Annotated in this window: 19 protein-coding genes; 18 read left to right on the forward strand and 1 reads right to left on the reverse strand. The window is 68.1% G+C overall.

What is annotated here, in order from left to right:
* Window positions 1–12 precede the first annotated feature (12 nt).
* The 9 genes from AZKH_RS22480 to metW all read left to right on the forward strand — a co-directional run bounded on the left by AZKH_RS22480 (window position 13) and on the right by metW (window position 8,377).
* Window positions 13–396, forward strand: coding sequence for a PTS sugar transporter subunit IIA (locus AZKH_RS22480; RefSeq protein WP_015438107.1), 384 nt, complete (start codon window positions 13–15; stop codon window positions 394–396).
* Window positions 397–522: 126 nt separating this feature from the next.
* Window positions 523–792 carry an HPr family phosphocarrier protein gene (locus tag AZKH_RS22485; protein WP_015438108.1) on the forward strand — a complete coding sequence of 90 codons (270 nt, stop codon included), beginning with the start codon at window positions 523–525 and terminating at the stop codon, window positions 790–792.
* 3 nt (window positions 793–795) lie between these two features.
* Window positions 796–2,523, forward strand: coding sequence for a phosphoenolpyruvate--protein phosphotransferase (gene ptsP / locus AZKH_RS22490; protein ID WP_015438109.1), 1,728 nt, complete (start codon window positions 796–798; stop codon window positions 2,521–2,523).
* Window positions 2,524–2,573: 50 nt separating this feature from the next.
* On the forward strand, window positions 2,574–4,598 hold the full coding sequence (gene siaA, locus AZKH_RS22495) for a biofilm regulation protein phosphatase SiaA (protein WP_015438110.1): 2,025 nt from the start codon (window positions 2,574–2,576) through the stop codon (window positions 4,596–4,598).
* Between the two features lie 2 nt (window positions 4,599–4,600).
* Window positions 4,601–5,143, forward strand: coding sequence for a biofilm regulation protein kinase SiaB (gene siaB / locus AZKH_RS22500; protein WP_015438111.1), 543 nt, complete (start codon window positions 4,601–4,603; stop codon window positions 5,141–5,143).
* Between the two features lie 159 nt (window positions 5,144–5,302).
* Complete coding sequence (siaC, locus tag AZKH_RS22505; RefSeq protein ID WP_015438112.1) at window positions 5,303–5,683, forward strand: biofilm regulation phosphoprotein SiaC; 381 nt, start codon at window positions 5,303–5,305, stop codon at window positions 5,681–5,683.
* A gap of 2 nt (window positions 5,684–5,685) precedes the next feature.
* Window positions 5,686–6,531, forward strand: a complete 846-nt coding sequence (siaD, locus tag AZKH_RS22510; RefSeq protein ID WP_015438113.1) for a biofilm regulation diguanylate cyclase SiaD — start codon at window positions 5,686–5,688, stop codon at window positions 6,529–6,531.
* Window positions 6,532–6,656: 125 nt separating this feature from the next.
* Window positions 6,657–7,784: a homoserine O-acetyltransferase gene (locus AZKH_RS22515; RefSeq protein ID WP_015438114.1), complete on the forward strand. Its 1,128-nt coding sequence runs from the start codon at window positions 6,657–6,659 to the stop codon at window positions 7,782–7,784.
* A 2-nt stretch (window positions 7,785–7,786) separates the two neighbouring features.
* On the forward strand, window positions 7,787–8,377 hold the full coding sequence (gene metW, locus AZKH_RS22520) for a methionine biosynthesis protein MetW (protein ID WP_015438115.1): 591 nt from the start codon (window positions 7,787–7,789) through the stop codon (window positions 8,375–8,377).
* 56 nt (window positions 8,378–8,433) lie between these two features.
* On the opposite strand, the gene AZKH_RS22525 is transcribed toward metW, so the two are convergent.
* Complete coding sequence (locus AZKH_RS22525) at window positions 8,434–8,751, reverse strand: hypothetical protein (protein WP_041656499.1); 318 nt, start codon at window positions 8,749–8,751, stop codon at window positions 8,434–8,436.
* 224 nt (window positions 8,752–8,975) lie between these two features.
* Between AZKH_RS22525 and AZKH_RS27935 the strand changes: the two genes are divergently transcribed.
* From AZKH_RS27935 to AZKH_RS22570, 9 genes are all read left to right on the forward strand, one after another.
* Window positions 8,976–11,660: an EAL domain-containing protein gene (locus AZKH_RS27935; RefSeq protein WP_015438117.1), complete on the forward strand. Its 2,685-nt coding sequence runs from the start codon at window positions 8,976–8,978 to the stop codon at window positions 11,658–11,660.
* Between the two features lie 154 nt (window positions 11,661–11,814).
* A complete protein-coding gene (locus tag AZKH_RS22535) occupies window positions 11,815–13,059 on the forward strand; it encodes an AmpG family muropeptide MFS transporter (protein WP_051071802.1) in 1,245 nt (414 codons plus the stop codon).
* A gap of 12 nt (window positions 13,060–13,071) precedes the next feature.
* Window positions 13,072–13,797 (forward strand): uracil-DNA glycosylase family protein, encoded by a 726-nt coding sequence (locus AZKH_RS22540; RefSeq protein WP_015438119.1) that lies wholly within the window; start codon window positions 13,072–13,074, stop codon window positions 13,795–13,797.
* 283 nt (window positions 13,798–14,080) lie between these two features.
* A complete protein-coding gene (locus AZKH_RS22545) occupies window positions 14,081–14,674 on the forward strand; it encodes a DUF4255 domain-containing protein (RefSeq protein ID WP_015438120.1) in 594 nt (197 codons plus the stop codon).
* Window positions 14,671–15,432, forward strand: coding sequence for a hypothetical protein (locus tag AZKH_RS22550; protein WP_015438121.1), 762 nt, complete (start codon window positions 14,671–14,673; stop codon window positions 15,430–15,432). The genes AZKH_RS22545 and AZKH_RS22550 overlap by 4 nt, the downstream gene beginning before the upstream one ends.
* Before the next feature lie 119 nt (window positions 15,433–15,551).
* On the forward strand, window positions 15,552–17,732 hold the full coding sequence (locus AZKH_RS22555) for a phage tail sheath subtilisin-like domain-containing protein (RefSeq protein WP_015438122.1): 2,181 nt from the start codon (window positions 15,552–15,554) through the stop codon (window positions 17,730–17,732).
* Between the two features lie 18 nt (window positions 17,733–17,750).
* Entirely contained in the window at window positions 17,751–18,209 is a 459-nt protein-coding gene (locus AZKH_RS22560) for a phage tail protein (protein WP_015438123.1), read from the forward strand.
* A gap of 5 nt (window positions 18,210–18,214) precedes the next feature.
* Entirely contained in the window at window positions 18,215–19,798 is a 1,584-nt protein-coding gene (locus tag AZKH_RS22565; protein WP_015438124.1) for a hypothetical protein, read from the forward strand.
* The gene (locus tag AZKH_RS22570; RefSeq protein WP_015438125.1) at window positions 19,791–20,264 is read left to right on the forward strand and encodes a phage tail protein; all 474 of its coding nucleotides are present in this window, start codon (window positions 19,791–19,793) and stop codon (window positions 20,262–20,264) included. Before AZKH_RS22565 ends, AZKH_RS22570 begins: the two co-directional genes overlap by 8 nt.
* The last annotated feature ends 3 nt before the right edge of the window (window positions 20,265–20,267 follow it).

Raw genomic sequence — 20,267 nt, forward strand, 5'->3', positions numbered from 1 at the left:
GCAGCGAACGACATGATCGGCATTTTCCTGATAACCCACGGGACGCTCGGCGAGTCCCTCATCCAGTGTGCGTGCCACGTCCTCAACAAACGTCCGGCACAGATCGCGCAGCTGGGGTTGTCGGGCCAAGACGATCCACTCGACATGCTGCCGATTGCACGGGACATGCTCGGCTGGGTCGACAATGGGCATGGCGTGCTGATGCTGACGGACATCTACGGCGCGACCCCTTCGAACGTCGCAGCCAAGCTGCTCGACCCGGGCCATATCGAAGGCATCGCCGGCGTCAATCTGCCGATGCTGCTGCGCGTGCTGACCTACCGCGAACGCGACATGCAGACGCTCGTGCAGCGCGCGGTGACCGGCGGATGCGACGGCGTGCTGCATATCAAGTAGAAACGCGTGGAGAAATCGTCGCGAACGAACGACGACACATATCGAACAGACAAAGGGGCAGACAACGAATGAGCAACGCAGCAGTCGGCACGCGCAGCACACTTATTTTCGAGTCCTGAGCCGCCCATGCCCAAAGCCGAAGTCGAAATCATCAACAAACTGGGACTGCATGCGCGCGCCTCGGCCAAACTCACGCAGACCGCCAGCAGTTACGGCTGTGACGTATGGCTCGAGCGCAACGGCCGGCGCGTCAACGCCAAGAGCATCATGGGCGTCATGATGCTCGCGGCCGCCCGCGGCGCGACGATCACCGTCGAAACGGCCGGAGAGGACGCCGACGCGGCCCTGCAGGCCATCCTCGACCTGATCGCCGACCGCTTCGGCGAAGGGGAGTAAGGCATGGCCTTCACCCTCCACGGCCTTCCGGTCTCGCAGGGCATTGCCATCGGCCACGTCCATCTGGTGTCGCACGCGATGCTGGAGGTCAACCACTACCACGTCGCGGCGAAATACCTCCCCGAGGAGGTCGATCGCCTGAACGAGGCGGTGGCGACCGTGCAGGGGGAGCTGATTGGCCTGAAGGCCGCGACCGCCGGCCAGCCGCACAGCGAGGTCGGCGCCTTCGTCGACCTGCAGCTGATGATGCTCGCCGACCCGATGCTGATCGACGCCGCGCGCGAGCTCGTGACGAGTCGCCGCTGCAACGCCGAATGGGCGCTGGTGCAGCAGATGGAGCTCGTCGTCGACCAGTTCGACCAGATCGAGGACCCCTACCTGCGCGAACGCAAGGCCGACGTCGTGCAGGTCGTCGAGCGCCTCGTCAAGGTGCTGCTCGGCCAGCCGCAGCACCTGCCGCCCAAGCGCCGCGACGGACTGGGCACGATCATCGTCGCGCACGACCTGTCGCCCGCCGACACGATCGGCTTTCGCGACCACAACATCACCGGCTTCGTCACCGACGTCGGCGGCCCCACGAGCCACACCGCGATCGTCGCGCGCAGCCTGCGCATCCCGGCCGTGGTCGGCCTGCATCACATCCGCCAGCTCGTCGAGGAAGACGAACTGCTGATCATCGACGGCACGCGCGGCGTCGTCATCGTCGGCCCCGAAGAGAGCATCGTCGAGGAATACCGGCTGCGCCGCAGCGAGCTCGAGCTCGAACGCTCCAAGCTCAATCGCCTGAAGGACACGCGCGCGACGACGCTCGACGGCGAGGACGTGAATCTCCTCGCCAACATCGAGGGTCCGAAGGACCTCGGCCAGGTGAAGGCGGTCAATGCCGACGGCGTCGGTTTGTACCGCACCGAATTCCTCTTCATCGGCCGCGATTCGCTGCCCGACGAGGAAGAACAGTACGAGGCCTACCGCACGGTGCTGAAATCGCTGCCGGGCAAGCCGGTGACGATCCGCACCTTCGACGTCGGCGCCGACAAGGCGCTCAACGGCGTCAGCGCGCGCTTCGAGCCGAACCCGGCGCTGGGCCTGCGCGCGATCCGCTATTCGCTCGCCGAGCCGCAGATGTTCATGACGCAGCTGCGGGCATTGCTGCGCGCCTCGGTCCATGGCCAGCTCAAGATCATGATCCCGATGCTCGCGCATGCGCACGAGATCGACCAGACGCTGCGCATGATCGAAAAGGCCAAGGCCGAGCTCGACGAGGAGCGCCACAAGTACGACCCGCGCGTCGAGGTCGGCGGCATGATCGAGGTGCCGGCCGCGGCGCTCGCGCTCGGCATGTTCATCCGCCGCCTGTCCTTCCTGTCGATCGGCACCAACGACCTGATCCAGTACACGCTCGCGATTGACCGCTCCGACGAGGCGGTCGTGCATCTGTACGACCCGCTGCACCCCGCGGTGCTGAAGCTGATCGGCGGCACGATCCAGGCGGGCGCCCGCTTCGGCCTGCCGGTGTCGGTGTGCGGCGAAATGGCGGGCGACCCGGCCTACACGCTGCTGCTGCTCGGCATGGGGCTGCGCAACTTCTCGATGCACCCGGGGCACATCCTCGAGATCAAGCAGCAGGTGCTGCGCGCCGACGTCGACGAGCTCGCGCCGCGCGTGCAGCGCATCCTGAAGATGGACGAACAGTCGAAAGTGCGCGAAGCAGTGATGCGGCTGGCCAGCTAGAGCCACCGGCTCACCCGACATAACGATAACGAGAGAACGACAAACGGGACATGGGACTACGCGGGAAATCTGGGCTATGGCTCACTGCACTGCTCGCCCTGCTGTTGTTGATCGCACTGTTGGCCGGCCGGACCGGACTGGACGTCTTCCGCCAACACTTCGGGGCCGCCTACGCGCGCAACCACGCGCTGCTGCAGGCGCAGAAGCTCGTCACGCCGATCACCCGCGAACTGAGCCTGTCGCAGCGCCTGGCCGAGCTCGGGAGCGTGCGCGCCTACCTGCGAAACGGCCACGACCCCGCGACGACCTTCGCCGACCTCGAACGCTTTCGCGCCGCCTTCGCCGACGGCTCGGCCTTCCTGATCGCAAATCCGTCCGGGCGCTACCACTTCACCGACCACAACGATCCGGCGGCGGCACGCGCGCCGCGCTACACGCTGCGTGAGGACGAGCCGAAGGATGCCTGGTTCTATGCGACGGTCCGCAGCGGTCGCCCCTATACGCTCAACGTCAATGTCGACGACACGCTGCGGGTCACGAAGATCTGGTTCAACGTGCTGGTCCACGAGGACGACGACAAGGGCGGCGCCGCACGTGTGCTGGGGCTGGCCGGCACCGGTCTGGACCTGACGCGCTTTCTCGCGGAGTTCGTCGCGACCGACGACCCCGGCGTCACGAGCCTGGTCGTCGACGGCACGGGCGCGATCCTCGCCCACCCCGATCCGAAGCTGATCGAGTACTCGGCGCTCACCAAGGCGACGCCGGAGCGCACGCTTTACCGCCTGATCTCCGGCGACGCCGACCACGCCGCGCTCGAGCGCAGCTTCGCGGAGTTGCGGGCGGCCAAGGGCGGCAGCCGCACGCTCGAAGTCCGTCTCGACGGCCAGCCGCGCATCCTCGGCGTGGCCTACGTGCCGGACCTCGACTGGTACGTGCTGAGCGCCGTCGACGCCGGCGCCGCGCGCGTCATCGACGAGGCCGCGCTGTGGCCGATCGCGCTCGCGACACTCGTGCTGATCCTGCTCTTCGCGGCAGCGGTCAGCATGGGGGTGGATCGCATGATCCTGAACCCCCTGCTCCGCCTTACCGAATCCGCCCGACGGCTCGCCGCCGGCGACTACGGCCTGCGCCTCAGCTCGCATCGCAACGACGAACTCGGCGAGCTGACCCGCGTGTTCGACGGCATGGCGCGTCAAATCGACGCCCACACCCGCGAGCTCGAGGGCCGCGTCGCCGAGCGCACGCGCGACCTGGCTGCCGCGCATAACCGCGTCGCCGAAGCCCACCGCCAGATCCAGGACAGCATCCGCTACGCCGGGCTGATCCAGGACGCGATGCTGCCGCAGGCCGCGCTGGCCCGTGCGCTGCCGGAACGCCATTTCGTGCTCTGGCAACCGCGCGACACCGTCGGCGGCGACCTCTACCTCTTCCGCGAGGACGCCGACGGCTTCGTGATCGGCCTCGTCGACTGCGCCGGCCACGGCGTGCCCGGCGCCTTCATGACGATGATCGCGCACGCCGCCTTCGACCAGGCGGTGCAGGAGCTCGGCCTCGCCGACCCGGCGGCGCTGCTCGCGCGCATGGACGTGGCCATCCGCGCGCTGCTGCCCGACGCCGCCGCGGGCCGCCATCTCGCGACGAACATGGACGCCGTGCTGTGCCGCGTCGACCACGCCCGCGGACGGGTGAGCTTCGCCGGCGCCCACCTCGACCTCTATCACTGCGTCGCCGGGGTCTGCACGCGCATCCGCGGCGACCGCCGCAGCCTGGGCGAGCGCCGTCGCGGCGACTATGAGAACCACGTCATGTCCGTCGAACCCGGAGCGGCGTATTATCTGACGACAGACGGTTTTCTCGATCAGGCAGGCGGCATGCACGGCTATGGGTTCGGCGCGCGCCGCTTCGCCGAGACGCTCGCCGCGCTTGACGCCCAGCCGATGCATGCGCGGCAGGAAATCCTGCTGCGCGAGCTGCGCGAACATCAGGGCGAGCGCCCCCAGCGCGATGACATCGCAGTATTGTGTTTTACGATTCCCGGCCGGGGCGACGCGCCCGGCACGACTTACGGGGAGTAAGGATGGAACAGGTCGACGTATTGACGCTGCGTGAGGCATTCACGCGCCAGGGCATCATGCTGGGCTTCAACGGCCCGTTTTCGGCAACGCTGATGGAGGAAATCGGCAAGGCCCTGCGCAAGCACATGGAAGGACTCGCCGAATCGCCCTCGGCCGTCACCGACGTGTTCTCGGCCTACATCGAGCTGAGCCAGAACATCCGCCACTACGCGGCCTCGCGCGGCGTCAGCGGTGCCGCGGCCGAAGCGACGATCATCGTGTCGCGCGACGAGGACGGCCGCTACGTCGTCAGCGCCGGCAACGTCGTGCTGACCGCAGACGGCGAGGCACTCGTGCAGCGCATCGCGGCCCTCGCGGGGATGGACAAGACCGAACTGAAGGCGGCGTTCAAGACCCAGATGCGCGCCCCGCGCGACCCGGACGCGAAGACCGGCGCGGGCCTCGGCCTGATCGACTTGGCGCGCCGCGCGAGCGCGCCGCTGCAATGCAATCTCAAACCCCTGGACGACGCGCACGCCTTTTTCAGCCTGCGCGTCGTGATCTGAATGCCGTGAAAAAATCGTGACGAGCTGTACCGTGCGCAAGGCGCGCAAGAACAAGCGAACGACAAGACATATCGAACGATCAGGCGCCCGCGAATGAACGACTCAGCAATCGTTACAAGACCAACAGAGACATTCACAGGCTCTGATTCGAGGACTGACGTGAACGACATCAACATTGCCGGCAGCGAATCGACCCCCCGCATCCACGCGGACTGGAGCGCCGGACGGCTGGAAATGAGCGGAGACTCATATCCGGAAAACTCCTTCGAACTGTTCCAGCCCGTCCTTCAGTGGGTCGGCGCCTTTCTCGACGACCGCGGAACGCAGCCGCTCGCCGTCGACCTGCAGCTGCTGTATCTGAATACGAGCAGCGTGCGCGCGATGATGGAGATCTTCGACACGCTCCAGGAAGCTCACGAACGCGGCCGCACGGTGTCGGTGAGCTGGCGCTACGACCGCAAGAACGAACGGGTCGCTGACCTCGCGGGTGAGTTCAAGGAAGATTACACCTTCCCCTTCGAGATCGTCCCGGAGCCCTAGGCATGAGCGGCGCCACCCTCCCGACGTCGGGCGAGGAGCCCCCGCTGTTCGAGCGCATCGAGGAGCTGCTCGCCGATCCGGCACAGCAGGACAACCCGCTGCGCGGGCCGCTGACCGAGCTGATGGCAGCGTTTTACGACCAGCTCAACCAGATGGACCGGATCACCCGCATCAGCGACCGCTACCAGGCCGCCGAACGCGCGCGGGGGGCCGGGCACGCGCTCAACTACCGTGAGCAACTGCGCCGGCTCGAGAAGATCGTGCGCATCAGCGACCGCTACCAGGGCATGCTGCGCGAACTCAACCAGCGCCTCGAATGGCTGTCGAACCGCGACGCGCTGACCGGACTGCCCAACCGGCGCCACGCGCTCGCGCGGCTCAACGAGGAGCACGGCCGCGCCCAGCGCAGCGGCAAGCCCTTCGCCATCGCGCTCGTCGACATCGACCACTTCAAGGGCATCAACGACAGCTGGGGCCACGAGGTCGGCGACCAGGCGCTCGCGGCAGTGGCCGCCCGGCTCGCGGCGTCGATCCGCGAATACGACATGTGCGCGCGCTGGGGCGGCGAGGAGTTCCTCGTGCTGCTGCCGGAGACCGCCGCGTCCGTCCTGCCCGACAGCGCCGAACGGCTGCGCGCCTGCATCGCCGCCGATCCCTTCGTGATCGGCGAGCGCCAGCGCACGGTCACCGTGTCGCTCGGCGTCGGCTGCCTGCAGCCGGGCGAAGACCTGACCGCCTTCATGAAGCGCGTCGACGATGCGCTCTATCGCGCCAAGCACAAGGGCCGCAACCGCTTCGAGCTCTCGGCGCCGCCGGCCGAATTTGACAATCCGCCCGCCGCAGGCTAGTTTTCAGCCTTCAGCGCCGATTTGAACCACAGCTTGCGGGCGCTCAATAAATCCGGCTAAAGCGAGGACGACCCAGTCCGCGTTTCGTAGCCGGCTGGGTTTTTTTCGTTTACAAGAATATCGCCATGATCCAACCCCAATCCGTTGGCATCGTCGCCCCGCAGCGGGCGCACTTTAGTGCGCCGCTCGCGCTGCGCAGCGGTGGCACGCTCCCCGAATACGATCTCGTCTACGAGACCTACGGCGAACTCAACGCCACGCGCAGCAATGCGGTGCTCGTCTGCCACGCGCTGTCCGGCTCGCACCACGTCGCCGGCCACTACGCCGATCAGCCCAACAGCATCGGCTGGTGGGACAACCTCGTCGGCCCCGGCAAGCCGCTCGACACGCGCCGCTTCTTCGTCATCGGCGTGAACAACCTCGGCGGCTGCTACGGCACGACCGGCCCCCAGTCGATCAACCCGGCGACCGGCCAGCCCTGGGGCGCGGAATTCCCCTTCGTCACGGTCGAGGATTGGGTGACGACCCAGGCCCGGCTCGCCGACCAGCTTGGCATCGAGCGCTTCGCCGCGGTCGTCGGCGGCAGCCTCGGCGGCATGCAGGCCCTGTCGTGGACGCTGCAATACCCGGAGCGCGTCGCCAACGCCGTCGTGATCGCGTCCGCGCCGAAGCTCACCGCGCAGAACATCGCTTTCAACGAGGTCGCGCGCCAGGCGATCCTGACCGATCCGGACTTCCACGGCGGCCACTACTACGCACACGGCGTGGTGCCCGCGCGCGGCCTCAAGCTCGCGCGCATGATCGGCCACATCACGTATCTCTCCGACGACGCGATGGGCGACAAGTTCGGCCGCAGCCTCCGCCACGGCAAGGCGATCTACAGCTACGACGTCGAGTTCGAGATCGAGTCCTACCTGCGCTACCAGGGCGACAAGTTCGCCGGCTTCTTCGACGCGAACACCTACCTGCTGACGACCAAGGCGCTCGACTATTTCGACCCGGCTTTCGAGCACGGCGGCAACCTGCCGGCGGCGCTCGCGCGGGCGACCGCGGATTTCCTCGTCGTGTCCTTCACGACCGACTGGCGTTTCGCGCCGTCGCGCAGCCGCGAGATCGTCTATGCGCTGATGCACAACCAGCGCAACGTCAGCTACGCCGAGATCGACTGCGCCGCCGGCCACGACTCCTTCCTGCTCGACGACGCCCAGTACCACGGGCTGCTTAACGCCTATTTCGATCGCATCGAGGTCTGACCATGAGTGCCTACCGTTACGACTACGAAGTGATCACGCAGTGGATCTCGCCCGGCGAGAAGGTGCTCGACCTCGGCTGCGGCGACGGCAGCCTGCTGAAGCACTTGCGCGAAGTGCGCCAGGTCCAGGGCTACGGCGTCGAGAACGATCCGGACAAACTGCTCGCGTGCACGCGCAACGGCGTGAACGTGATCCAGATCAACATGGACAAGGGCCTCGCCGGCTTTGAAGACGGCTTCTTCGACCACGTCATCATGAGCCTGTCGCTGCAGGCGATGCACAACACGCTCGGCATCCTCGCCGAGATGCTGCGGGTGGGGCGCGAGGCGGTCGTGAGCTTCCCGAACTTCGGCTACTGGCGCCATCGCCAGGCGATCCTCAACGGGCGCATGCCGGTGTCCGAGAGCCTACCGCACCAGTGGTTCAACACGCCCAACGTGCGCTTCTTCACGATCGCGGACTTCGACGCGCTGTGCGAGATGAATGGCATCAAGGTGCATGAACGGCTCGCCTTCGACGAAGAAAAGGTGATCGTCGACGAACCGAACTTCCTCGCGAGCGTCGCGGTTTATCGACTCGGTCGCGCCGCCTGAAGTCGGAAAGAAAACGGCCCGCACGCGGCGGGCCGTTCGGATGAACTGGGCGGCGTTCAGCCGACGACGAAGTGGGCCACGTCGACGCGGATCACCGGCCGGTCGAGGGCGACGGCGGTTGCAGCGGCGAACTTCTTCGCCCATTCGCCCCCCTGGCGGAAACGGTCCTCGCCGCCGTACTTGGCGACGTTGAGGATCATGTCGAGGACAAGAATCTTGCCCATCGGGTTCGACGGCGTGCACTCAAGCGTGTCGAATTCGTGCGACAGCCACGCGCGTGCGCTGTCCTTGTCGAGACCGGACGCATCCTCCTGATGCACCGTCATCTCGTATTCACGCTCGGCACCGAATGCCACCGTGATATGCTGGCTCATCTCCATCTCCTCAAGATTTTTCGTTGTGTTTTGCCGGGAAGCCCGAACACGCATTCTCGGGCGAGTGGCGGGCGCAGGCAAGTCCATACGCCTGCGTATCGCTGCAGTGCATGATTGTATGCCAAGCCGCATGGCTGTCAGAATCACCCCGTTTTGGGTATCGAATTTGCTGGAAGCCGCCATGCAGGGCGCATCCGGCTCCGACTGGATGTTCTCCGCCTCCCATGCGTCATAAGGGCTTCGTTCGCTCGCTGCTGACTCGGACCGCCGCACTCGGCGTGCTGTGCATCGGCATGACACTGCCTGCCTGGGGTGGGGAGACGGCCTCGCCCGAAGGCCTGTCCGCGGGTGCGGCACTCGGCCTGCTCGTCGTGGGTGCGGGCATCGGTGCAGTCGCAACTTCATTCGCCGGTCGCCGCCGCGCGCGGTCCGACGACGGCGCGACGCAGGGGGCGCTTGCCGAAGTCGAACGGCAGAGCGCCTACCTGCATGCGGTTCTGAACCAGCTGCCGCAAGGCATCAGCGTCTTCGACGAACACCTGCGGCTGCGCTATTGGAACCAGGGCCTCGCCGAGGTGCTCGACCTGCCGCCCGAGCTGCTGCGGCCGGGCGTCGGTTTCGACGAACTCCTGATGGTGCCGGCGCTGCGCGGCGAATACGGGCCCGGCGACCCGGCCGAGCTTGTGCGCGCGCGACGCGAGCTCGCGCTGCGCTTCGAACCGCATCGCTTCGAGCGGGCGCGACCGAACGGACGCACCCACCTCGTCGACGGCGAGCCGCTCTTCATCGGCGGCAAGGTCGCGGGCTTCATCACGACCTACACCGACATCACCGAGCGCCGCCGCACTGAGGAAGCGCAGGAGCGCCAGACGCGCCTGCTGCAGACCATCATCGACAACATCCCGGGCGGCGTGTCGCTGATCGACGGCAACCTGCAGCTGATGGCCTGCAACGAGGAGCTCAAGCGGCTGCTCGACTTTCCGCCGGAGCTCTTCGCGAACGGGCTGCCGCCGCTGGAGACGCTGTTCCGCTTCAACGCGCAGCGCGGCGAATACGGACCGGGCGACCCGGACCAGATCGTCGCCGAACTGCTGGAGCGCGCGCGTCATCCGGTCGCCCACGGTTTCGAGCGCCGCCGGCGCGACGGCACGGTGCTCTTCGTCCAGGGCCGGCCGCTGCCCGACGGCGGCTTCGTGACGATCTACACCGACATTTCCGCGCGCAAGCGCGACGAAGAGCGGCTGCAGCTTGCGGACAAGGTGTTCGAGAACAGTCCCGAGGCGATCGTCATCACGGACCTGTCGCAGCGCATCCTGTCGGTGAATCCCGCCTATACCGCGATCACCGGCGTCGCTGCCCAAGAGGCGCAGGGCATGCTGTTCCGGCCCGAAGAGTCGGATTCGCTCGGCGGCTCGATCGCGGTGTGGAGCGTCGTCAACGCGCACGGCGCATGGCAGGGCGAGACGCGCGGCCAGCGTCGCGACGGCAATTATTACCCGCGCTCGCTGACGATCACCGGCGTGCGCGATCCGGCCACGCGTCAACTGACGCACTTCATCGCGATGTTCTCCGACATCACGGAAAGGAAACGCGCCGAGGCCGACATCCAGCAGCTCGCCTACCAGGACACGCTGACCGGGCTCGCCAACCGCTTCTCGCTCAGTGCGCGTCTGCAGCAGTCGGTCGCCGACGCGCGGCGCAACGGTCAGCAGCTCGCCGTGGTCTTCCTCGACCTCGATCGCTTCAAGCACATCAACGACTCGCTCGGCCACGCGGTCGGCGACGAGCTGCTGCGCCAGGTGGCGCTGCGCCTGCGCGGGGCCGTGCGCGAAGTCGATACCGTGGCGCGGCTCGGCGGCGACGAGTTCGTCGTCGTCCTGCAGAGCATCAACGGCGCGAACGATGCGGCCCACGTCGCGGCGAAGCTGCTCAAACAGCTTTCCGCGCCTTACGTCGTGCAGGGCACGGAACTGCACACAACGCCGTCGATCGGGCTCAGCCTCTTCCCCGACGACAGCAGCTGTCCGGACGCGCTGATGCGCAACGCCGACACCGCGATGTACCACGCGAAGGCCGCGGGACGGGCGCGCTTCCAGTTCTACACCGAGGAGATGAACCAGGCCGCGACCGAGCGCCTGGACCTCGAACGCAAGCTGCGCGGCGCGCTGAAGCGCGGCGAGTTCGAGCTGTGGTACCAGCCGCAGTTCGCGTCCGCGGACGGGCGGCTCACCGGTATGGAGGCACTGATCCGCTGGCGCCACGGCGAGGACGGGCTGATCCCGCCGGTGCGCTTCATCCCGATCGCGGAGGAGACCGGCATCATCCTCGACATCGGCAACTGGGTGCTCGGCGAGGCCTGCCGCCAGGCGCGCGCGTGGCTCGACGAGGGCCTGCCGCCGCTGCGCATGTCGGTGAACTTGTCGGTGCGCCAGCTGCGCGACGCAACGATCGTCGACACGGTGAAGCACGCCCTCGCGGATTCGGGCTTGGATCCGTCGCTGCTCGAGCTCGAGATCACCGAAAGCTCGGTGATGGAGCGCCCGGGCGAAGCGATCGCGCTGCTGCAGCACCTGAAGGACCTCGGCCTGCAGCTCGCGATCGACGACTTCGGCACCGGCCATTCGTCGCTGTCCTACCTGAAGCTCTTCCCGCTCGACCACCTGAAGATCGACCGCTCCTTCGTCTCGGACATCGAGCACGACGCCAACGACGCGATGATCGTCGCCGCCGCGGTGTCGCTCGCGCACAATCTCGGCCTGACGGTGATCGCCGAGGGCGTCGAGACGCCGGTGCAGATCGAGCGCCTGCGCGAACTGGGCTGCGACGAGCTGCAGGGTTACCTCTTCAGCAAGCCGCTGCCGGTCGCCGAGGCCGGCGCTTACATTCGCGAGCACAACGCGCTGGTCTGACAATCCCGATCGAAGCCGCCGATCTGGGATAATGCCGGGTCGGCTCGCCGCGCCGCCCGCGCGGCGCCCCTCTTTCCCCTTCGTGTCCGCCTTCGTGCCCCCTGCGTCCAACTCCCGCCGTCCCGCCTGGCTCGCCGCCCTGCTCAACCGCCGCATGCTGGTGTGCATCTTCACCGGCTTCTCGTCCGGCCTGCCGCTGTACCTGCTGCTGAACCTCGTGCCCGCGTGGCTCAAGACCGAGGGGCTGTCGTTGAAGGCGATCGGTGCATTCGCGCTGATCCAGTTCCCCTACACGTGGAAATTCCTGTGGGCGCCACTGCTCGACCGCTTCGGCCTGATCGCCTGGCTCGGACGGCGCAGGAGCTGGATGCTGGTGTCGCAGTTGGGACTCGTCGGCACGATCGCGTGGCTCGGCCAGCTTTCGCCGACGCAGAACCTTTCGCTCGTCGTCGGCATCACGGCGGTGCTCGCCTTCCTGTCGGCGACCCAGGACATCGCGCTCGACGCCTTCCGCCGCGAGATCCTGCCCGACGTCGAGCTCGGGCTCGGCAACGCGATCCACGTCAACGCCTACCGCATCGCCGGGCTTGTGCCGGGCTCGCTGTCGCTGATCCTGGCCGACCGCCTGCCGTGGAGCGTCGTGTTCCTCGTGACGGCGCTCTTCATGCTGCCCGGCGTCGCGATGACGCTGCTGTCGAAGGAGCCGGCGGCGGCGAAGGGAGCGCCGCGCACGCTGCGCGACGCGGTGGTCGAGCCCTTCCACGAATTCTTCACGCGCCACGGCACGCGCGCGGCGCTGCTAGTGCTCGCCTTCGTGTTCTTGTACAAGCTCGGCGACTCGCTGTGCACGGCGCTCGCGACCCCCTTCTACCTCGACATGGGGTTCACGAAGACCGAGATCGGCCTGATCGCGAAGAACGCCGGGCTGTGGCCGGCGGTGATCGGCGGCATCCTCGGCGGCATCTGGATGGTGAGGCTCGGCATCAACCGCGCGCTGTGGCTCTTCGGCGTCGTGCAGGTCGCGAGCATCCTCGGCTTCGTGTGGCTCGCGTGGCTCGGGTCGGCGCCGTCCGACGCGGCGCGGCTGGCCGCGCTCGCGGTCGTGATCGCATCCGAAGCGGCCGGCGTGGGCCTGGGCACGACCGCCTTCGTCGCCTACATGGCGCGCACAACTCACCCCTCCTATACGGCGACCCAGCTCGCGCTCTTCACGAGCCTGATGGCGATGCCGCGCACCTTCATCAACGCATCGGCCGGTTGGCTCGTCGAGCGCCTGGGCTGGTACGACTTCTTCTGGCTGTGCTTCTTCCTCGCGATTCCCGGGATGCTGCTGCTCGTCAAAGTCGCGCCCTGGAACGGCGAACCCAAGGCGGTGGCCGGCGCGCCGGAACGCGCCTGACGGAGCCCCCCTATGATCCAGGACGCCTCCGCCCCACTCGTCGCGGCCGCCCGTGAGCTCGGCCGAAGCGTCGACGCGATGCGCTTCTCGCCGCCGGTGAGCCATGTCTACAACCCACTCGACTACGCTTGGAACATCCACGAGAACTACCTGCGGCGCTACGGCGCGGGCAAGAAGCGGGTGATCTTCGTCGGCATGAACCCCGGTCCCTTCGGCATGGTTCAGACCGGCGTGCCCTTCGGCGAGATCGAAGCGGTGCGCGACTGGCTGGGCCTCACCGGCCCGGTCGGCAGGCCGGCGGTCGAAAACCCGAAGCGCCCGATCGAGGGCTTCGCCTGTCCGCGCTCGGAAGTGAGCGGGCGGCGGCTGTGGGGACTCTTCCGTGAGCGCTTCGGCAGCGCGGAGGCCTTCTTCGCCGAACACTTCGTCGCGAACTACTGCCCACTCGCGTTCTTCGACGGCGGCCGCAACCTCACGCCGGACAAGCTGCCGGCCGCCCAAGCGCTACCGCTGCTCGCGGCCTGCGACGAGCATCTGCGCCGCATCGCCGATGCGCTCGAACCGGAATGGGTGATCGGCGTCGGTGCCTGGGCCGAGGGTCGGGCGGCGGCGGCGCTCGCTGGTCGCAAGCTGCGCTTCGGACGCGTGCTGCATCCGAGCCCCGCGAGCCCGGCGGCGAACCGCGGCTGGTCCGAGGCGGCGACGCGCCAGCTCACGGAGCTCGGCGTCTGGCAGTGACGATGGCATTACCCGCCGGGTCAATTCTTTCGTCATCAAATGCGAAACGCGGACGCGTCCCGTGTAGCAAAACAACCTGCCATCAAACACTTATTTCGCCTGGCGACTGCGCCGCATGCCCCTCCATACGCCAGGGTAAATAGCAAAACTCTGTTGCATCTCGAAGTTTGCCGAGCCGTTTCGGCTGTGACATTTTGATAACCCGATGGCAATAAAACCCGCTCTTCATAGGGCAGCCATCGGATCGTCGCAGCGCTGTCTCACGCATCTGGGGAGGGGAACGGTGGCGTCGCATCTCGGCATACTCGCGGTCCTGCAAGCCCTGCGCGAACGCCTGTCGATTCGCATGGCGGCGCGCCTCGGGGGCAATCCGCAGGTCGAGATCCTCGGCTCCCAGTCTCTGAGCGGCGCACCGCAGCCGAACACCGACACCCTCGGCCTATACCTGCATCGCATCTCGGTCGACCCCTTCAGCCGCAACCGCCACCTGCCGCCGACGGAAGGCCGGCGCGCGCCGCGCCCCGAGCTGCCGGTGAATCTCCACCTGCTGCTGGTCGCGTGGTGCACGCACACCGAGCAGGAGATCGGCTACCTGTCGACGGCGATCCAGATCATCGGCGGCGGGCTGACGCTGAGCAGCGCCGACGTGAGCCTCGCCGATCCCGCGTGGGGCCACGAGGACGTCGTGCAGGTGATGCCCGAGGAGATGAGCACCGAGGACCTGATGCGGCTGTGGGACAGCCTGCCGGGCGACTATCGGCTCTCCGCTCCTTACCTGATCAAGACCGTGCGGCTCGGGCCGGACGTCGAGGCCGAAGAAGGTCCGCCGGTGCGCACGTTGGTGTATCCGATGGACGACCGCGGAGGACGGGCGTGATCGTCGAGACCCTCGTCCTGCATGCGAGCGATTTCATCGAATGGCTCGACGCGAGCGGCCCGCAGGGGATCGCTCGGCGCAACGTGGACGCTCAGGCGCTCGAGGTGCGGCTGTCGAAAGCGCCCGCCGACCTGAAGCTGATCCACAAGCCCGCCGGGACCGCGCTGTGGCGGCGCGAACCGCAGGCGCTGCTGCGGGCGATCGACGGCGAGGCCGGCGCGGCGGACGTCGTGCCGCCGGCCGAGGCGCTATATCCGCTCGCGGGCGAAGTGCGCGATCCGGCGGGCGTCTTCCTGCCCCGGCGCTTCGCGTTCAACGCCGGGCGGCGCGTCGGGCATCGCCTGCGCCTCTTCCGCTCGGCGCTCGGTACGCGCTTGGGCAGGGCCGGCGGGCTTTACGGCCGCACGACGCTCGACGACGGCACGCCGGTGCCCTGGGTGCTGCTGGAGCTGCGCGTGACGCCGCCGCTCGCCGATCCGATCGACTTCGTCGCGCAGAGCGACGCGCACGGCGAGTTCCGCCTGTCGCTGGAGCGCCTGCCGGCGCTGACCAAGGACGCGCCGGCGGACACCTACCCGGGCGTGCTGAAGCTGCGGGCCGCGGCCGACGGCGGCGACCCCGACACGCTGCCCCCGGCGAGCGTGCGCGCGAGCGGCGGTTCGCCGTTCAAGGCGCAGCTCGCGGTCGAGGTCGCACCGGGACGCGTCGCCACGCTGGCGAGTCCCGCGCGCGATGCCGTGGTCCTGAAATTTTCCTGAGGCTGTGCCTCGGGTCGTGCAGATGCAGCAGGGAAAGGCAGTGCGCAAGACAGCTGGCGACGCGCATCGGCGCGTCATTCGCAGGTTCTGAGACGAGCAACGCCCCGGAGGAGAACGACATGCCCGAGTACCTAGCACCAGGCGTCTTCGTGGAGGAGACGAGTTTCCGCAGCAAGTCCATCGAAGGCGTGGGCACCAGCGTCGCGGCGCTGGTCGGCCCGACGCGGACCGGCCCCTTGCGCGGAGTGCCCGAGGTGCTGACGAGCTATGCGGACTTCGAGCGCATTTTCGGCGACGCGGGCGATCTCGCGATCGGCGAAGGCGGCGTGGCGATCCTCAACCACTCGGCGCACGCGGCGCGGGCCTTCTTCGACAACGGCGGCAAGCAGCTCTTCGTCGCGCGCGTGATTGCGGGCGTCAACGCCGTCGGTCCGGACGAGGACGGCATGTGGCCGGGCGCGGCGTCCGCCGAGGATGCGGGCAAGACGGTGAAGTTCTTCAGCCGCTTCCCCGGCAAGATGGGCGAGTACACGCTGGAGCTGCGCTGGCGCGACAGCGAGAACCTGCTGCGGACGACGAACCCGGGCAGCGCGACCGGCGACAACCTGTTCTTCGTCGAGGCCGAGGGCGTGCCGCTCGCGGCGAAGGTCACGGGCGCGATCGCCGACGCGACCTTCCCCGTGAACATCAAGGCGGTCGTGAAGCTCGACGGCGCCAACCTGGCGATCCAGGCCAATCGCACCGAGATCGTGTCGATGGCGGATCCGGCCAATCCGGCGCCGGTCGCTGCGACCGAGCTGACGGCACTGAACCCGGCGCAGCTGCCGGCCGGAACGAAGTTCACGCGCATCTTCGCGAAGGCCCCGGCCTCCGGCGCGCTCGCCGCCGGCACCTCGGCCGAGTTGCAGCTCGCCGACGTCACCGACCTGTCGGCCTACACCGGCGGCGCGAACTGGGGCGACCTGAAGGTGCTGCGCGGCACGCTGGATGCCGCGGGCGAAGTCTTCACGGTCACCGGCGACACGACGCTGAACCCGGGCGTCGCGAACCCGATCACGCTGCCACTCGCGGCGCTGGCGGCGAAACCGGGGGCGGCGCGCGCGATCATCGTGCTGCGCAGCTTCGACCTGGACGTGCGCAACGGCAGCGCGAAAGGCGAAGTGATCTACACCTACGGCGGACTCTCGACCGCGCCGACCGGCCCGGCGAGCCTCGCCGCGCGACTGCCCGTCGCACCCGACCGCCGCGCCGAGGCACTGACCTCGCCACTCGCCTGCGTCGTCGCCGACGACGCGACCGGCGACAGCATCCAGAAGGCGCTGATCGCGCTGTGCGACCCCGCCGCGCTGAACCCCGGCGCCGCCTCGCTCGACGAGCCGCGCTACCTGATCGCGCTGTCGGGCGGCGCGGACGGCACCGAGCCGACGGCGATCGACTACGCGGGGGAAACCGACGAGATCAAGGGCAGCACCGGGCTGAAGGCGCTCGAAGGCGTCGAGGACGTGTCCATCGTGATGACGCCGGCGGCAGCCGAGGCCGACGAGGACGTCCATACCGGCGTCGTGCTGGAGGTGCAGAAGCACTGCCGCCGCATGCGCTACCGCGTCGGCATCGTCGATTCGCGCTTCGGCCAGAGCATCGGCGAGGTGCGCGCCTTCGCCGGGCAGTTCGACGACTCGCGCCTCGCGTTCTACCACCCCTGGGTCGTGATCCCGGATCCGACCGGCACCCGTCGCGACATCGCGGTACCGCCCGCGGGCTTCGTCGCCGGCATCTACGCCCGCACCGATGTCGACCGCGGCGTGCACAAGGCGCCGGCGAACGAGATCGTGATGGGGGCGCTGCGCTTCGAGCAGCAGATCAACGCCTTCCAGCAGGAGCTCCTCAACCCGAACGGCATCAACTGCCTGCGCTCCTTCGTCGGCCGCGGCCATCGCGTGTGGGGCGGGCGCACGCTGTCGAGCGATCCCGAGTGGAAGTACGTGAACGTGCGGCGCTACTTCCTCTACCTCGAGCGCTCGATCGAGAAATCGACGCAGTGGGCGGTGTTCGAGCCGAACGGCGAGGCGCTGTGGGCCAACATCCGCACCAGCGTCGAGGACTTCCTGTTCTCCGAATGGCGCAACGGGCGGCTGCTGGGCGGCACGCCGAAGGAAGCCTACTTCGTGCGCTGCGACCGCTCGACGATGACGCAGAACGACATCGACAACGGGCGGATGGTGTGCCTCGTCGGCGTCGCGGCGCTGAAGCCCGCCGAATTCGTGATCTTCCGCATCGGCCAGAAGACCGCCGACGCCTGAACCGTGGAGAACTGAAACATGGCCATCTTTCGCGAAACCCCGTATTCGGCGTTCAACTTCCTCGTCGATCTCGAGCCCGGCCAGGGCAGCGAGGTGCGGGCGGGCTTCTCCGAGGTGTCGGGGCTGAACGCCGAGGTCACGGTCGCCGAGTACCGCGCCGGCAACGACCGCACGAACTACGTGCGCAAGGTGCCCGGCATCCACAAGGCCGGCGACGTGACCCTGAAGCGTGGCGTGATCGGCGCGCAGAACCTCTACGAATGGCTCGAAAAGGGGCGCACCGGGAAGATCTCCGAAGCCAAGCGCGACATCGTCGTGAAGCTGCAATCGGAGGATCGCAGCGACACGGTGGTGAGCTGGAAATTACGCGGCGCGATGCCGATCAAATGGACAGGGCCGACGCTGACCGCGAAGGGCGGCGGCGACGTCGCGATCGAAGAGCTCGTCTTGTCCGTCGAGACGATCGAACAGGAGTAATTCTCGTGGTGATAGCCGACAAGCGCATCGAGCTGGACGCCCGCCCCGCCCCGGGGCGACTCGCGCCAGTCGAGGTCGTGATGATCGGCCACTGTCCGTCGATCGACGGCAGCGCCGAGTGGAAGCGCCTTGCGCGCGATGCCGCGGTGCTCGCGGAGATCGCAGCGCTGGGCTTCACCGCCGAGGTCATGCGGCTGCGTGTGCTCGACGAAGGCGCAAGCGAAGCGGAACCGGGCGACGGCGCCTTGCAGGCGCTCTACCGCCTGCCGATCCCGATCCGCTCGCTCGGCTATTTCCAGTCCCTGTTCCCGCAAGCCTTCGACACCGACGGCGGCTACCGCAGCGCACTCGCGGGCCGCGCCGCGTGGCTGCCGACCGCGGTGCAGGACTTCTTCGACGGCGCCGAAGCCGGGGAGCGCGACACGCGCACGCTGTGGATCATCCGCGTGCCGGAGACCGACGGCGTGCGCGCCTTTCTGCCACACTTCGACGCGAACCTGCTCGAGCCCTCGAGCCTCGGCGCCTTCGAGCGCGCGTTGCTGGTCGAACGTGCCGGCATCATCGCGCTGCCGGACCTCGAACGCCTGCTCGTGCCCGCGGCGTTGCCGGACGTGCCGCGCATGCGGTTGCCGAACGCCGAGGCAATCTTCCTGCCTTGCGGCGTCGAGATCGACGATACCCATCGCGAACGCCGCCGCTCGAACGAAATGCCCGCCATCGGCGAGACCTTCGCGCCGATCGACGTCGTCGCGCCGATTGCCCGCACGCTCGCACGTCTGCGCCCGGACATGCAATGCCTGCTCGCGCTGCCGCTGGCGATGCGCCCGCGCGACGAAGTACCCGCGCCCGCGCCGGAATTCCTCGCGCAGATCACCCGGCTCGCGAGCAAGGTCGGCAGCGAGGACGAAGGCGGCGATGCCGAGAAGCTGCGCCACCTGCAGTTCGTGTGGCCCTATGTGCGCGGCCCGCAGCATCCGCTCGGATCGCCTTGCGGGCTCATCGCGGGCATGCAGGCACGCGTCGCCCAACGATACGGCACCTGGCGCTCGATCGCCGGACGCCCCCTGCCTGGCTCGATGCTGCCGTGGCCGCCGGTGATGCAGCAGCAGGCCACCGCGCTACGCGAAGTGCCCGGCGTCACGGTAATGGTGCTGCACGCGGGCAAGCTGCAGGTCGACGACGAGGCGATGTGCGTGCCCTGCCTGCCGTTGTCCGCGCTGCGCCGGATGAGTCCGGAAAGCCGCGCGCAGGAGCACTGGCGCTCGGCCGAGGTGATGCGCTTCATGGGATGGCTGCGGCGCGAGCTGCACACGATCGGCGACCAGCTCGTGTTCGACGTCGATCCGGACGATCCGCGCGTCGAGCTCGCGCTGCGCTCCTTCTTCGACCGCCTGCACGGCGCCGGCGCGCTGCGCGGGGCACGCCCCGAGGAGGCCTACCGCATCCGCCAGCTGCCGCAGACCGATTCGACGCTCGCCTTCGAGATCGAGATCGCACCGGCCTATCCGATCGACAGGCTGCGCATCACCTTCCTGCACGACCGCCACGCCGCGACGGCGGACACCCGCATCGAGGCGATCAATGGCTGAGTACGCCGATACCCCGCGCGAGTTCATCCCCTTTCGCTTCCGCGTCGCGCTGTACGACGGTCGGGGCGGCGGCCTGCTATGCCGCGGGGCGTTCAGCGAAGTGTCCGGGCTCGAGGCGACGATGGCGCCGAAGGCGCTGAAGGAAGGCGGGCGCAACTGGGGCGAGGTGCAGCTCGCCGGCCCGACGACCTTCCCGCCGATCATCCTCAAGCGCGGCATCACCGAAGTCGCGGACCTGTGGAACTGGTTCGACATGAGCACGCGCCAGGCCAACTACGCGCTGCGCGTCTCCGGCACGATCGATGTCTTCCACCCGGCGAAACCGGACCGGCCGCTGCTGCGCTGGCGCATCACGAACGCGGTCCCGACCAAGTTCAAGGGACCGGACCTCTCCGCGACCGCGAACCAGGTCGCGATCGAGGAATTGCAGCTCGCGCACGAAGGGCTGGAACTGGAACGCCCATAGGGA

The sequence above is a fragment of the Azoarcus sp. KH32C genome (genome assembly GCF_000349945.1).
Lineage (GTDB): Bacteria > Pseudomonadota > Gammaproteobacteria > Burkholderiales > Rhodocyclaceae > Aromatoleum.

What these genes read in the sequence shown, in the direction of transcription:
- siaB (WP_015438111.1), top strand. Translation starts at nt 4,601, where the DNA reads ATGGAACAGGTCGACGTATTGACGCTGCGTGAGGCATTCACGCGCCAG.
- AZKH_RS22515 (WP_015438114.1), top strand. Translation starts at nt 6,657, where the DNA reads ATGATCCAACCCCAATCCGTTGGCATCGTCGCCCCGCAGCGGGCGCAC.
- AZKH_RS22570 (WP_015438125.1), top strand. Translation starts at nt 19,791, where the DNA reads ATGGCTGAGTACGCCGATACCCCGCGCGAGTTCATCCCCTTTCGCTTC.
- siaA (WP_015438110.1), top strand. Translation starts at nt 2,574, where the DNA reads ATGGGACTACGCGGGAAATCTGGGCTATGGCTCACTGCACTGCTCGCC.
- AZKH_RS22555 (WP_015438122.1), top strand. Translation starts at nt 15,552, where the DNA reads ATGCCCGAGTACCTAGCACCAGGCGTCTTCGTGGAGGAGACGAGTTTC.
- AZKH_RS22525 (WP_041656499.1), bottom strand. Translation starts at nt 8,751, where the DNA reads ATGAGCCAGCATATCACGGTGGCATTCGGTGCCGAGCGTGAATACGAG.
- siaD (WP_015438113.1), top strand. Translation starts at nt 5,686, where the DNA reads ATGAGCGGCGCCACCCTCCCGACGTCGGGCGAGGAGCCCCCGCTGTTC.
- AZKH_RS22485 (WP_015438108.1), top strand. Translation starts at nt 523, where the DNA reads ATGCCCAAAGCCGAAGTCGAAATCATCAACAAACTGGGACTGCATGCG.
- AZKH_RS27935 (WP_015438117.1), top strand. Translation starts at nt 8,976, where the DNA reads ATGCGTCATAAGGGCTTCGTTCGCTCGCTGCTGACTCGGACCGCCGCA.
- AZKH_RS22540 (WP_015438119.1), top strand. Translation starts at nt 13,072, where the DNA reads ATGATCCAGGACGCCTCCGCCCCACTCGTCGCGGCCGCCCGTGAGCTC.
- AZKH_RS22535 (WP_051071802.1), top strand. Translation starts at nt 11,815, where the DNA reads ATGCTGGTGTGCATCTTCACCGGCTTCTCGTCCGGCCTGCCGCTGTAC.
- ptsP (WP_015438109.1), top strand. Translation starts at nt 796, where the DNA reads ATGGCCTTCACCCTCCACGGCCTTCCGGTCTCGCAGGGCATTGCCATC.
- AZKH_RS22480 (WP_015438107.1), top strand. Translation starts at nt 13, where the DNA reads ATGATCGGCATTTTCCTGATAACCCACGGGACGCTCGGCGAGTCCCTC.
- AZKH_RS22560 (WP_015438123.1), top strand. Translation starts at nt 17,751, where the DNA reads ATGGCCATCTTTCGCGAAACCCCGTATTCGGCGTTCAACTTCCTCGTC.
- metW (WP_015438115.1), top strand. Translation starts at nt 7,787, where the DNA reads ATGAGTGCCTACCGTTACGACTACGAAGTGATCACGCAGTGGATCTCG.